Origin of the sequence: Minwuia sp. IMCC3009 (assembly GCF_029909415.1) — a bacterium.
Lineage (GTDB): Bacteria > Pseudomonadota > Alphaproteobacteria > Minwuiales > Minwuiaceae > Minwuia.
Genome location: NZ_CP123781.1, coordinates 792,680 through 805,847 on the forward strand (window position 1 = coordinate 792,680; position 13,168 = coordinate 805,847).

Consider the following 13,168-nt stretch of genomic DNA (forward strand, 5'->3'; position numbering starts at 1 on the left):
AAGTGTCTTCTGCATCGCTCCCCCAACGCATCGGTGCCGGAGACCGATCAGGCGGGTAACCCGCAGGAACGCTGGACAGGGGGCGCCTGTCAGCCTTTGGCGAGGAGCGCCTGCGGGTTTGCGGAATCGAAGACCACCGGCGTGTCCAGGTTGGCGTGCAGCCAGACGCGGTAGTGGTCGATCAAGCCGTCTCTCAGGCGGAAGAAGCTGAAGGCGGTGCAGGAGAATATCTTCCCGGTGGGGGTCTGGCCGAGCCAGGGGCCGTTGAGTTTGCCGGTGAAGGTCCATTTCGCCATCACGTCGTCCTCGCCCGCGACGATCTGGTCCACGGTGACCGAGAGATCGCTGATGTTGCGGCCAAAGCCCTTGGCGTGGGCGACGAGGCCGGCCCTTCCCGGGGGGCCGTTGAAGGCCTGATTGGCCTCATCGACCATGTCCGGCTGGGCCAGTTCCTCGATCAGGTCGAGGCGGCCGTTGGTCACGACCTCCATCAGGTAGGCTTCCATCACCTGTCGGGGCGTGCGTTGCGGTGTGCTGGTCATGGTGTCATGTCCTGTTGTTCTGTTCCGGCTGAACCGAGATCCTCCTTCCCCCTTGATGGGGAAGGCCGGGATGGGGGTGAACGGCGCAGCCGAACAGCGATCAGACCGCAGTGCAGCAGCCTTCGGCTTCACCCCCCATCGACCGCTGCGCAGTCCCTTCCCCCGCAAGGGGGGAAGAGCCAGCAAATCAGTCATGGCCCGACGTCACTTCCTCAGAAGAACGCCTGCAGGCCGGTCTGGGCGCGGCCCAGGATCAGGGCGTGGACGTCGTGGGTGCCCTCGTAGGTGTTCACGGTCTCCAGGTTCATCAGGTGGCGCATCACGTGATATTCCTCGTGAATGCCGTTGCCGCCGTGCATGTCGCGGGCGGTGCGGGCGATGTCGAGGGCCTTGCCGCAGGAATTGCGCTTGATGATGGAGATGGATTCCGGCGGGCAGGCACCGGCGTCCTTCATCCGGCCCACCGCCAGGCAGCCCTGCAGGCCGATGGCGATCTCCGTCTGCATGTCGGCCAGTTTCTTCTGGATCAGCTGGTTCTGGGCCAGCGGACGGCCGAACTGCTTGCGGTCCATGGTGTAGGTCCGGGCCGCGTGCCAGCAGAACTCCGCCGCACCCAGCGCGCCCCAGGCGATGCCGAAGCGGGCATTGTTGAGACAGCCGAAGGGGCCGCCCAGACCGCTGATGTTGGGCAGCAGGTTCTCCGCCGGGACAAACACGTTGTCCATGACGATCTCGCCGGTGATGGAGGCGCGCAGCGACAGCTTGCCCTCGATCTTCGGGGCCGAGAGACCTTCCATGCCCTTCTCCAGCACGAAGCCGCGGATCTTCTCGTCATCGGTCTTGGCCCAGACCACGAAGACATCGGCGATGGGGGCGTTGGAGATCCACATCTTGGCGCCGCTGAGGCGATAGCCGCCGTCCACCGACTTCGCGCGGGTCTTCATGCCGCCCGGATCGGAACCGTGATCGGGTTCGGTCAGGCCGAAGCAGCCGACCCATTCGCCGGAGGCCAGCTTGGGCAGATACTTCTCCCGCTGCGCCTCGTCGCCATAGGCATAGATCGGGTGCATGACCAGCGACGACTGGACACTCATCATGGAGCGGTAGCCGCTGTCGATGCGTTCCACCTCCCGCGCGATCAGGCCGTAGGTCGTGTAGTTCACACCGGCACAGCCGTAGCCGTCGATGGTCGGACCCAGCAGACCCAGTTCCCCCATCTCGCGGAAGATGTTGCGGTCGGTCTTTTCCTCCCGGAACGCCTCGATCACGCGGGGCATCAGCTTTTCCTGCGCATAGTCGCGCGCGGTGTCGCGGACCATGCGCTCCTCTTCCGACAACTGGCTGTCCAGATCGAAGGGATCTTCCCAGTTGAATGCGGCTTTCGTCTTGGTCGGTGCGTTCATGCCAAAAGGCTCCTGCTCGTCGCGGTGATCAGTCAGGGATCACGGCGGTGGTCTCGATCTCGATCTTGGCCCGGTCTTCCATCAGTGCGGTCACTTCCATCACCGCCATGGCGGGAAAGTTCTTGCCGAAGCAGTCGCGGAAGGCCTGGCCGACGTCCCGGGCGGCATCCAGATATTCCCGCTTGCTGGTGATGAACCAGGTCATGCGGACAATATGCTCCGGCCCGGCCCCGGCTTCCTGCAGGACGCGCAGGGTATTGGCGAAGGCCTGGCGGGCCTGCCCGGCGAAGTCATCGGTCTCGAAGACCTCATCGCCCGTCCAGCCGATCTGGCCGGCGACGAATACCATGGACCCGCGCGCGACGACTCCGTTGGAGTATCCCTTCGGGCGCTTCCACTCCGGTGGATTGATGAGTTGCATCTCTTTCCTCCCGCGATCTGTTGCTCGCACAGTTCTAGTCCGTCCTGCCAGCAGCGGCAATCAGCGTGGCGGCAGCCGTCTCGGGTCGAGCCGGGCGAAGGGCAGGATCGCGAAACCAAGCACGCAGGCGTTCAGTATGTGCCACAGGAAATGTGTGCCGTCGGGAAAGGCCTCGCAGACCGGGGCGTCGATCGACCGGAAGAAGAACGACGGGACGAAGCAGGCGACGCCAATCGCCACATCCTTTCCCGCCGGATGTCCGCGCAGGATCAGGATTCCGGCCAACAGCGCCCCGGTGACGAACGGGCCGAGGTAGGCCGCCCCGTCGACCGGCACGATACCGCCCAGTACGAGAGCAGCCACGATCATGCCGACCGGCCAGAGCGCGGCGGTCCACCAGCCCTGATGCAGCCAGACACGGGCACTGAACAGGAACGCGGCCAGCAGGCAGAGCGTCAAGGCCAGCGTATCCAGAATGACGCCGATGACGTTCGCGAAGCTGTGGAAGATCAGGCTGCAGACACCTGTGGCGAACAGCAGGAACACCAGTGTGCGCAGCATCCACGACCGGTCACGGTGATGGCGCCGGGCGATCCGCCAGAGCCAGAGTGCGGCGAACATGAAGGCCAGGTTGGTGATGGCGTTCAGCGGTTCCCCCAGCAGTCCGGGGGCGATCCGCTCACAGTAGCCGTCGATATACTCGAACATCGTTTCAGGCTCTCAGCAGGGCAGGGCGGTCGCCGACGTCCCCCATGGCATGGCGCATGAAGAACCGGCGCAGCGGGCCGGAACGGTGCACTGCGGCCAGTCCCAGGTCTCGCGCCAGTCTGACGGGCGGCAGATCGTTGGAGAACAGGCGGTTCAGGATATCCGTGACCGCCGTCAGGGCGACTGAGTCCGTCCTGCGCCAGCGTTCATATTGTGTCAGCACACCGGCATCGCCCAGGTCCAGGCCAAGCTGCGCCGCGTCCGTCAGGCATTCCGCCAGCGCCGCGACATCGCGCAGACCCAGGTTGAACCCCTGTCCGGCGATCGGGTGAATGCCATGCGCCGCATCCCCGACCAGGGCCAGCCGGTCGGAGCGGAAGGCGTGGGCCAGGACAAGGCTCAGGGGATAGCGGAAGCGGTCACCGACGACCTGTACCGGACCCAGGAAGTTGCCGACCCGGCGCTGGATCTCCGCGGTGAACTCCGCCTCCGGCAGGTCCATGAACGCCGGTGCCAGGTCGCTGCGTTCGGTCCAGACCAGCGATGAGCGGTTGGCGGTCAGCGGCAGGATGGCAAAGGGGCCTGCGGGCAGGAACCGTTCGTGCGCGATGCCGTGGTGGCTCTCTGCGTGGGCGATGGTGCAGACGATTCCATCCTGCGGGTAGCGCCATTGCAGGGTCTCGATCCCGGCATCCTGGCGCAGGCGCGACATGCGCCCGTCGGCCCCGACACAGAGCTCGGCACGGACAATGTCACCGTCGCTCAGCACCGCCTCGACACCGGCGGGGGAGCGCTTCATCCGTCCGACAGTGACCGGCGCCTTCAGCGTGACGCTTTCCAGTGTCGCGACGGTCTGGAACAGGGCCAGCCGGGTGAACCGGTTCTCCACCATCTGGCCCAGCGGCTCGTCGCCCACGTCCCGGTGGTCATAGTGCAGGAACAGCGGCGCATTGCCGTCGGAAACCCGGATCTCGTTGATCGGCTGCACATCCTCGATCCGTCCGGCGATGCCCAGGCGATCCAGCATCCGCCAGCTTGCGGCGGCGATTGCGGAGGCCCGGCCATCGAAGGGCGGTGCGACAAGCTCCACGGGCGATTCACGGTCCACGACAACCGTCGTGATTCCGACGCGGCCCAGCGCAGCGGCAAGGCTCAGGCCCACCAGGCCACCGCCGACGATCAGTACACGTGCATGAATGTCTGTCATGGGGGGCAGTGTAGCCAAACCCGTGCAGGTGCAACATGCGACCTTCGGGCCTTGGCGGGGCGGAAGTGATTGTGCTCTATAACCGTCAGGGCCATGGCGGCAGCAGAGATGTCTGGAGGAGCGGCAAGGATGAGCACGGCAACGGGGACCATCACCGAGAAGGGCAAGACCTGGTATCTGGAGGATATCGAGATCGGGATGGTCGGCAGCTATACCGCCGAGGTGACGGAGGACCTGATCCAGGCCTTCGCCGATGCCTCGGGCGACGACAATCCGCTTCACCTGGACGAGGACTTCGCGAAGACCACCATGTTCAAGGGCCGCATCGCCCATGGCATGCTTTCGGCGAGCTTCCTGTCCACCATCTTCGGGACGATCTTTCCCGGTCCGGGCGGCATCTACATGTCGCAGAACCTGAAGTTCACGGCCCCTGTGCGCATCGGCGACGTGGTTACCGCGACGGCGGAGGTCGACGAGGTGCTGGCCGAGAAGGGCCGGGTGCACTTCAAGTGTGTCTGCATGGCAGGCGACCGCAAGGTCATCGTCGGCGACGCCTGGATCATGCCGGCGCGTCGGGGCAAGTGAGCGGCGACTTGCGTATCGCCCGACTGAGCGGCGTTGCACCGGCCGGGTGCCGGGGTGCCGCTGTGGCGATCGGCAACTTCGATGGTGTTCACCGTGGCCACCGGGTGCTCATTTCCCGGGCGCAGCAGATTGCCGCGACCCTGGGGTGTCCGGCGGGCGTCCTGACGTTCGAGCCGCATCCCCGCGAATATTTCGCCGCCAGGGCACCGGCCTTCCGGCTGACCAATTTCCGCGCCAAGGCCATGAGCCTGTGCGACGCGGGTGTCGAGGTCATGGCCGTGGCTCCCTTCGGTCGGGCGATGGCGGAGATGAGTGCCGGTGACTTCATCGACGAGGTTCTGGTGCGGCGGCTCGGCGTGGCCCATGTCGTTGTCGGCTATGACTTCGCCTTCGGCCACAAGCGGGCAGGCAATGTCGCGCTGTTGCAGGCCATGGGGCAGGAGCGCGGCTTCGGCGTGACCGTCGTGGAGCCGGTGCGCGAGGGAGAGGAAGTCTTCTCCTCGACCCGCATCCGCGATGCCCTCTGGCAGGGTGCGCCGCGCCGGGCTTCGGCGCTGCTGGGGCATGACTGGGAAGTGCATGGCCGCATCATCAAGGGCGATCAGCGGGGCCGGACAATCGGATTCCCCACCGCCAATGTGGCCCTGGGCGGCTATATCGAGCCGCAGTTCGGTGTCTATGCCGTACGCATCGGTTGGGAGGAAGACGGACAGACCGTCTGGCATGGCGGTGTCGCCAACCTCGGGCGGCGTCCGACCTTCGACAAGTCCGATGTCCTGCTGGAGGTGCATGTGCTCGACTATGCCGGTGACCTCTATGGTCGTCATGCCCGGGTGCGGTTCCTGGATTTCATCAGGCCGGAACAGAAGTTCGACGGCCTGGACGCCCTGAAGGCACAGATCGCAGCGGATGCGGACAGCGCCAGAAAGATCCTGGCGTCATCCTGACGGCTGTCAGCCGCCGCGTATCGCCCGCTCCACCATCCACAGCGCCAGGGCCTCGCCTGTAACGGTGTCGTCAAAGGCCAGGCCGGTGCCACTGGTCCTGTGACTGACGATGCGCGCTTCCAGTGGTGTGTCGAATCCCGTTACCAGAACCGTGCAGGTTCCGCCTTCCGTGGATGCCACGACAGGACTGGCCAGCAAGCCACCGGCGGAGACGTTGATCGCCGTATGTTCCACCGGGCTGCCGTCAGCGAGCATGATCGTCACCGGCAGACCGACCCAGGTGCGTGCGAACCGTCTGCGTTCCCCGCCCGGTGGCGGGGCGGCTTCCTTGAGTTCTGTCATGAAGCGATCATAGGTCTGCGCGAGGTATCATGTCACCGCCGCCGTGCCCGGGGGGCGCAGGTGCCTGCGGAAATTCAGACGAAGGCTGCGGCCTGCAGGCGTTCCATCTGCGGGCTGCGCCCGTACATCTCGCGATAGCACTTGGAGAAGTGCGAGGCCGAGACGAAGCCGCAGGCAATGGCGACATCGACGATGGGCATGTTGGACTGCAGCAGCAGATGCCGCGCACGATCGATCCGGATCTCCAGATAGTACCGCGCGGGGGAGCGACCCAGGTGGCGGCGGAACAGCCGCTCGACCTGGCGGCGTGACAGGCCGACGTAGTCCGACAGTTCGGCGAGTGACAGCGGCTCGGCAACATTGGCTTCCATCAGTTCGATGATCAGCAGCAGCTTGGCGTGATGCAGGCCAAGGCGTGCCTGCAACGGCAGGCGCTGCCGGTCCCGCGGATTACGGATGCGATCGATCATGCACAGTTCGCAGACCTGCGTGACCACCTGCTGACCGAAATGTCCCTCGATCACGTGCAGCATCATGTCCAGCGCCGCGGTTCCGCCGGCACAGGTATAGATGCCGTGGTCGATCTCGCACAGGTCGGCATGCACTTCCGCCGTCGGGTATTTCTCGGCGAAGGCCGGCAGGGTTTCCCAGTGGATGGAGCAACGCCGCCCGTCCAGAAGCCCGGCATGGGCCAGCAGCCATGCGCCCGTGCACAGGCCGCCGATCCCGGTGCCGTGGCGATGCATGGCCCGGATCCAGCCGTCGAACTGCGGGTTGCGGAAGGATTCCACCTGCAGGCCGGAACTGATCAGGATCAGCTCCGGCTTGATGTCGTCCAGGGAGCGCTGGCGAACCTGATCAAGGGACATGTCGACGCCGACGCTCAGACCGTTGGATGCAGTGACCGGCTGCCCGTCGGTGGAGGCAATGATCCATTCATAGGCCTGACGCCCGAGGGTGCGATTGGCCAGACGCAGGGGTTCGACCGCAGAGGAAAAGGCGATCATGGAGAATTGCGGCACAAGGAAGAACAGGACGCGATGCGTCCTCTGCACCTCGAAACCCTGGTCAGCCATGGTCATTCTCCGATCAGGAACCCGGCAGCCCCCCTGCCGGATCAGGACGCGTTCAATGCACGCCAGAAGTCACAAAGATTACAGCGGCACAAACTTGCAGGATCGTCAATCCATGGAGTGCATGAAATGATCTGTTTGCGACGCGAAATCTGTCGCAAAGCCAGTCATCATCATGTGTTTGACTCTTGTGCCGTGTCGCGCTTGATACACGCTGTGTCGCGGCGGGCTGATCCCCGTTTCGGCGCCGCTGTCATCACAACTGCGATGGCACTCCGGCCTCTTCCCTGTCGCGCGCGGATCGGGACGGGTCGGCGCAACCCGGTTGAAGGGGGATGCTCGGGACATGAAACGATACTCGGCACTTGAACTGATCCGGCAGGGCCTGGGGGGTCACCGGGGCTGGGATCGCGTCTGGCGCAAGCCGGAACCGAAGCCGAGCTATGATGCCGTGATCATCGGCGGCGGCGGTCATGGGCTGGCAACGGCCTATTACCTGGCCAAGCTGCACGGCATGACCAACATCGCGGTGGTCGAGAAGGGCTGGATCGGTGGCGGCAACTCCGGTCGTAACACCACGATCATCCGTTCCAACTACCTCTTCGACGAGAGTGCCGCGATCTACAACCACGCCCTGAACCTCTGGAATGGACTGGGGCAGGAACTGAACTTCAACATCATGATGAGCCATCGCGGCGTGCTGAACCTTGCCCATGACGAGGGCGAGATGCGGCAGTTGAAGCGGCGCGTGGAGGCGAACCGTCTCAACGGTGTCGATTCCGAATGGCTCGACGCGAAGGAAGTCAAGAACTTCTGCCCCTCGATCAACATCTCCGGCGATATCCGCTATCCGGTGCTGGGCGGTACGCTGCAGCGGTCCGGTGGCGTGAACCGCCACGACGGCGTTGTATGGGGCTATGCCCGCGCCGCCGATGCGCTGGGCGTCGATATCCTGCAGCAGACCGAGGTCACGGGGATCCTGACGGAAGCCGGGGAGGTCACGGGTATCGAGACCACCCGCGGCACGATCCGCACGCCGAAGGTGGCCTCCGTCACGGCCGGGCATACCTCGGTGATGGCGAGCATGCTGGATATCCGTCTGCCGGTGGAGAGCCACCCGCTGCAGGCGCTGGTTTCGGAACCGATCAAACCGATCCTGAACTGTGTCGTCATGTCCAATGCGGTGCATGTCTATTGCAGCCAGTCGGACAAGGGGGAACTGGTCATCGGTGCCGGTATCGATGCGCAGCTTTCCTATACCCAGCGCGGCAACCTGGACATCATCGAGCATCAGATGGCGTCGCTGATGGAGCTGTTTCCCATCTTCTCGCGCCTGAGGATGATGCGCCAGTGGGGCGGCATCGTCGATGTCTGCCCGGACGCCAGCCCCATCATCTCCAAGACCCCGGTGAAGGGCTTCTACGTCAACGGCGGCTGGGGTACCGGCGGCTGGAAGGCGACACCGGGATCGGGCCATGTCTTCGCCGACCTGATCGCGAAGGACGAGCCCAACCGCATCGCGGCCCCCTTCGCGATCGACCGTTTCACGACAGGCGCACTGGTGGCGGAGCATGGTGCCGCCGCGGTGGCGCACTGATGCCAAGGCAGGAGCAGCACTGATGTTCGTCATCGATTGCCCCAATTGCGGTGCCCGCGACCAGTCGGAGTTCACCTATGCCGGTGAGGCCCATATCGCCCGTCCGACGGACTCCGAGAACATGACGGACGCGGAATGGGCGGAGTTCGTGTTCATGCGCACCAATACCAAGGGCCTGTTCGCGGAGCGCTGGTGGCATGCCACGGGCTGCCGCAAGTTCTTCAACATGCTGCGCAACACGGCGACGGACGAGATTCATGCCGTCTACCGCATCGGCGAGAAGCCGCCGAAGGTGACCGCCGACCTGCCCGCCACACCGGCAGGCGAAGCCTCCATCGGTTCCGGCAATGATGCGGTGAAGATCATGACCCGCGATGAGGAGGCCGCATCGTGAGCCAGCCATACAGGATTCCCGGACGGGGGCTGATCAATCGGGACCGTTCGGTCAGCTTCACCTTCGACGGGCGCGAGATTCCGGGCTACGAGGGCGATACGATCGCCTCGGCCCTGCTGGCCAACGGCGAGATCATGGTCGGCCGCAGTTTCAAGTATCACAGGCCGCGTGGCATCGTCGGCGCAGGCGGCGACGACCCGGCAGCCATGGTGCAGATCGGTTCCGACCCGGCCTCCACCGATCCCAACGTCATGGTGACGACGCGGGAGATCCATGCAGGGCTGGAGGCCCGGTCGCAGAACTGCTGGCCCAGCCTGAAGCATGACGTCGGTGTGCTGAACGATGTCTTCATGCGCTTCTTCCCTGCCGGGTTCTACTACAAGACCTTCATGGGGTCGGACCGGTTCCGCTGGCTGAACTGGATGACGTTCGAGCCGTTCATCCGCCGCGCCGCCGGCCTGGGCAAGTCACCGACGAAGCCGGATCCGGACAGTTACGAGTCCGTCAACCGCCACTGCGATGTGCTGGTGATCGGTGCGGGGCCTGCCGGCCTTGCGGCTGCCGCGAACGCGGCCCGGTCCGGGGCGCGCGTGATCCTGGTGGAGGAGACCGACCGTCTGGGTGGCAGCCTGAATGCCACCGACCCGGATGGCACCACCATCGGCGGCAAGGCACCGGCAGACTGGATTGCGGACCAGACCGCGAAACTGGCCGAGCATCCTGAGGTCACGGTGCTGACCCAGACCACCGCTTTCGGCTATTACGCGATGAACTTCGTCGGGCTGATCGAGCGGGTGAAGGATCATCTGCCGGAGCATCGGCGCGACCGTCGGCAGCCACGCCAGCGGGTCTGGCGGGTCCGGGCGAAGCAGGTCGTGCTGGCCACGGGCGCCATTGAGCGTCCACTGGTGTTCAACGAGAACGACCGGCCCGGAATCATGCTGGCCGGGGCCGTGCGGACATTCCTGAACCGTTACGGGGTGCTGGCAGGCAAGCGGGTCCTGATCTTCACCAACAACGACAGTGCCTGGCAGACGGCGTTCGACATCCGCGCTGCCGGGGGCGAGGTCGCCGGGATCGTGGATCTGCGCCGGGAACTGAACGAGGCCATGGCGCTGCGGGCGCTGAAGGCGGGTATTGCCGTCTACCCGCGTACCGCCATTGTCGGCACCCATGGCCGACACCGCATCGACAGTGCCTTCGTTTCCAGTCTGGATGACAACGGCAATGTGCGTGGCTCCCGCAGCCGTATCGAGTGTGACCTGATCGCGGTCTCGGGTGGCTGGAACCCGAATGTTGCGCTGTTCGCCCAGTCTCGCGGCAAGCTGAAGTGGGATGAGGAACTGGCCAGTTTCCGTCCCGGGCTTTCGTGGCAGCAGGAACGCTCCGCCGGTGCCTGCAACGGCACCCTGGAACTGCAGGAAGTGCTCGCGGAGGGCTCGAAGGCCGGGCTGGAGGCGGCGCGGGCAGCCGATTTCACGGTGCGTGCGATCAGGCAGCCCGAGGTCAGGACCGATGCTGTCGAGACCCTGAACCTGGTTCCGGTGTGGCAGGTGCCCTCCGGGCTGCCGCGGGAGAAGACCAAGGCCTTCGTCGATCTGCAGGATGACGTGAAGGCGTCGGACCTGCAGCTGGCGACAGAGGAAGGCTATGACTCGGTCGAGCACACCAAGCGCTACACCACCCAGGGCATGGGTACCGACCAGGGCAAGATCTCCAACGTCAATGCCTTCGGCATCATGGCGGAGGCACGTGGCATCACCGTACCGGAAGTGGGCACGACGACGTTCCGCCAGCCCTACCGTCCCGTGACCATCGGTGCGCTGGGCGGCCAGCACGTGGGCGCGCATTTCATGCCGCGCCGGGGCACGCCGATGCATGCCTGGCATCTGGAGCAGAAGGCCATCTTCGAACCCGTCGGTGACTGGCTTCGCGCCCGGGCCTATCCGAAACCGGGCGAGAGCTTTCACGACGCGGTCCAGCGGGAGGCGAAGGCGGCGCGTACCACCGCCGGAATCCTGGACGCGACGACGCTGGGCAAGATCGACATTCGCGGCAAGGATGCGCGCACGTTCCTGAACCGGGTCTATACCAATGCCTGGTCCAAGCTGGCGCCGGGCCGGTGCCGCTATGGCCTGATGCTCGGGGAAGACGGGATGGTCAGTGACGACGGTGTCACGGCCTGCATCGCCGATGACCATTTCCACATGACCACCACCACCGGCGGCGCGGCGAGCGTGCTGCAGAAGCTGGAAGATTATCTGCAGACCGAATGGCCGGACCTGGACGTCTGGCTGACCACGGTGACGGAGCAATGGGCCGTTGCTGCGGTCTGCGGTCCGAAGGCGGAGGAGATCGTTGCATCCGTGGTCGAAGGGATCGACCTGGATCCGGAGGAATTTCCCTTCATGACCTGGCAGGACGGCACCGTCGGTGGCATTCCGGTGCGGGTGTTCCGCGTGTCCTTCACGGGCGAGACATCCTACGAGATCAACATCCCGGCCACCTATGGGCGCTGGCTTTGGGAGGAACTGATCGCGGCAGGCAAGCCACACGGCCTGACGCCTTATGGCACCGAAGCGATGCATCTGCTGCGGGCGGAGAAGGGTTTCATCATCGTCGGACAGGAAACGGACGGAACCGTGACGCCCGGCGATCTGCGCATGGACTGGGCCGTCGCGAAGAAGAAGGGCGACTTCATCGGCAAGCGGTCCCTGTCGCGCAGCGACACCGTGCGCGATGACCGCAAGCAACTGGTCGGACTGCTGACCGTCGATGGCGACCATGTTCCGATGGAAGGGGCGCAGATCATCGGCACGCCGGAGGAGCCGGCACCGCCGGTTCCGATGCTGGGACACGTGACGTCGGCCTATTTCAGTCCCAACCTCGGCCGTTCCATCGCCATGGCGATGGTCAAGCGCGGCGGCCAGCGAATGGGGGAGACGGTCTGGATTGCCCGCCTGGGTGACAAGCCGGTACCCGCGAAGATCGTGCATTACGACTTTCTGGGTGACGCCGTGGGAGAGGCCGCATGAACGCCACCGTGACTGCCCCCGTTCGCCGTTCTCCGCTGGCGCACCGTTCGGCGATGTCCGCGCCTGATGACCTGCTGCACCTGAGCGAGCGGGCGTTCGACGCCAAGATCGTGCTGCGCGGATTGCCGGAGGTGCTGGCACCCGCGATCGAGAAGGTCACCGGACTGGCGATGCCGGAGGCGACCCGCAGTACCGCGAACGATGCGCACCGGCTGCTCTGGCAGTCGCCGGACGAGTTCCTGCTGCTGGGGCCGGTGGACGGTGAACCGGAACTGATGACGGCACTGACGGCTGAACTTGATGGCCGGCATGTGCAGATCGTGAATGTCACCGACTACCATACGACCCTTGTTCTCTCCGGCCCGAAGGCGCGGGAGACCCTGATGACCCTTTCGACGCTGGACCTGCATCCGCGCGGCTTCACTGTGGATCAGGTTGCGGGCACGACCTTCGGCCATGCGCTGGGCTGGCTGGTGCAGACCGGGGATGATGCGGCAGAGGGCGGACCGGTCTTCGAGGTGCTGGTACGCTGGTCCCACGCCGATTACCTGTTCTGCGAACTGACCCATGGCGCGCGCGCCTTCGGCATGCCGGAGGCAAGGCCGGTCAGTGGTGAACTGATGGAAATCTGATACCCGGCCCGGACGACCCTGCAATACCGTTTCGGGGATTGTCCGGTGCAGGCTGATCCTGCATCCTCCGAGGTGATGGTTCCGCCAAGCAGACGTGCGGCGGATTGAATGGGAACATGGTGAGGACGACCCCAGAGGGACCGAATCCATGGCTGCCCCCGCAACTGTGAGCGGCAAGCGACACCCGATGATCCACTGGCCCCGAAGGGGGCTGGGAAGGGGGGTGAAGCCAAGACCCGCGAGCCAGGAGACCTGCCATCACCGTCCGTGCGTTCAGCGCAC

At 65.0% G+C, this 13,168-nt stretch carries 13 protein-coding genes and 1 riboswitch; of the genes, 6 read left to right on the forward strand and 7 right to left on the reverse strand.

The annotated features are described in order from the left end of the window. Positions 1–89: 89 nt before the first annotated feature. The 5 genes from QGV55_RS03660 to QGV55_RS03680 form a co-directional block, all read right to left on the reverse strand. Positions 90–542, reverse strand: coding sequence for an ester cyclase (locus QGV55_RS03660; protein ID WP_281018214.1), 453 nt, complete (start codon positions 540–542; stop codon positions 90–92). Positions 543–754: 212 nt separating this feature from the next. Then, on the reverse strand, positions 755–1,945 hold the full coding sequence (locus tag QGV55_RS03665) for an acyl-CoA dehydrogenase (RefSeq protein WP_281018213.1): 1,191 nt from the start codon (positions 1,943–1,945) through the stop codon (positions 755–757). 28 nt (positions 1,946–1,973) lie between these two features. Continuing rightward, positions 1,974–2,366 carry a RidA family protein gene (locus tag QGV55_RS03670; RefSeq protein WP_281018212.1) on the reverse strand — a complete coding sequence of 131 codons (393 nt, stop codon included), beginning with the start codon at positions 2,364–2,366 and terminating at the stop codon, positions 1,974–1,976. A gap of 60 nt (positions 2,367–2,426) precedes the next feature. Next, positions 2,427–3,074 carry a hypothetical protein gene (locus QGV55_RS03675; protein WP_281018211.1) on the reverse strand — a complete coding sequence of 216 codons (648 nt, stop codon included), beginning with the start codon at positions 3,072–3,074 and terminating at the stop codon, positions 2,427–2,429. A 4-nt stretch (positions 3,075–3,078) separates the two neighbouring features. Then, the gene (locus tag QGV55_RS03680; protein ID WP_281018210.1) at positions 3,079–4,281 is read right to left on the reverse strand and encodes a UbiH/UbiF/VisC/COQ6 family ubiquinone biosynthesis hydroxylase; all 1,203 of its coding nucleotides are present in this window, start codon (positions 4,279–4,281) and stop codon (positions 3,079–3,081) included. 129 nt (positions 4,282–4,410) lie between these two features. Here QGV55_RS03680 and QGV55_RS03685 point away from each other — a divergent pair, with 129 nt between their 5' ends. Together QGV55_RS03685 and QGV55_RS03690 are read left to right on the forward strand one after the other, a co-directional pair. Continuing rightward, a complete protein-coding gene (locus tag QGV55_RS03685) occupies positions 4,411–4,866 on the forward strand; it encodes a MaoC family dehydratase (RefSeq protein ID WP_281018209.1) in 456 nt (151 codons plus the stop codon). An 8-nt stretch (positions 4,867–4,874) separates the two neighbouring features. Continuing rightward, positions 4,875–5,813: a bifunctional riboflavin kinase/FAD synthetase gene (locus tag QGV55_RS03690; RefSeq protein WP_281018208.1), complete on the forward strand. Its 939-nt coding sequence runs from the start codon at positions 4,875–4,877 to the stop codon at positions 5,811–5,813. A 6-nt stretch (positions 5,814–5,819) separates the two neighbouring features. Here QGV55_RS03690 and QGV55_RS03695 read toward each other — a convergent pair whose 3' ends face one another. Together QGV55_RS03695 and QGV55_RS03700 are read right to left on the reverse strand one after the other, a co-directional pair. Continuing rightward, complete coding sequence (locus QGV55_RS03695; protein ID WP_281018207.1) at positions 5,820–6,155, reverse strand: PilZ domain-containing protein; 336 nt, start codon at positions 6,153–6,155, stop codon at positions 5,820–5,822. 74 nt (positions 6,156–6,229) lie between these two features. Continuing rightward, positions 6,230–7,231 carry a GlxA family transcriptional regulator gene (locus QGV55_RS03700; RefSeq protein WP_281018206.1) on the reverse strand — a complete coding sequence of 334 codons (1,002 nt, stop codon included), beginning with the start codon at positions 7,229–7,231 and terminating at the stop codon, positions 6,230–6,232. 343 nt (positions 7,232–7,574) lie between these two features. On the opposite strand from QGV55_RS03700, the gene QGV55_RS03705 reads away from it, so the two are divergent. From QGV55_RS03705 to QGV55_RS03720, 4 genes are read left to right on the forward strand one after another with little or no spacing between them, the layout of a single operon-like run. Beyond that, a complete protein-coding gene (locus QGV55_RS03705) occupies positions 7,575–8,825 on the forward strand; it encodes a sarcosine oxidase subunit beta family protein (protein WP_281018205.1) in 1,251 nt (416 codons plus the stop codon). A gap of 22 nt (positions 8,826–8,847) precedes the next feature. Then, the gene (locus tag QGV55_RS03710) at positions 8,848–9,219 is read left to right on the forward strand and encodes a sarcosine oxidase subunit delta (protein WP_281018204.1); all 372 of its coding nucleotides are present in this window, start codon (positions 8,848–8,850) and stop codon (positions 9,217–9,219) included. Then, positions 9,216–12,254: a sarcosine oxidase subunit alpha family protein gene (locus tag QGV55_RS03715; protein WP_281018203.1), complete on the forward strand. Its 3,039-nt coding sequence runs from the start codon at positions 9,216–9,218 to the stop codon at positions 12,252–12,254. The genes QGV55_RS03710 and QGV55_RS03715 overlap by 4 nt, the downstream gene beginning before the upstream one ends. Further along, complete coding sequence (locus tag QGV55_RS03720; RefSeq protein WP_281018202.1) at positions 12,251–12,886, forward strand: sarcosine oxidase subunit gamma family protein; 636 nt, start codon at positions 12,251–12,253, stop codon at positions 12,884–12,886. The genes QGV55_RS03715 and QGV55_RS03720 overlap by 4 nt, the downstream gene beginning before the upstream one ends. A 59-nt stretch (positions 12,887–12,945) precedes the next feature. Beyond that, a riboswitch (cobalamin riboswitch) is annotated at positions 12,946–13,161 on the forward strand. Positions 13,162–13,168: the final 7 nt, after the last annotated feature.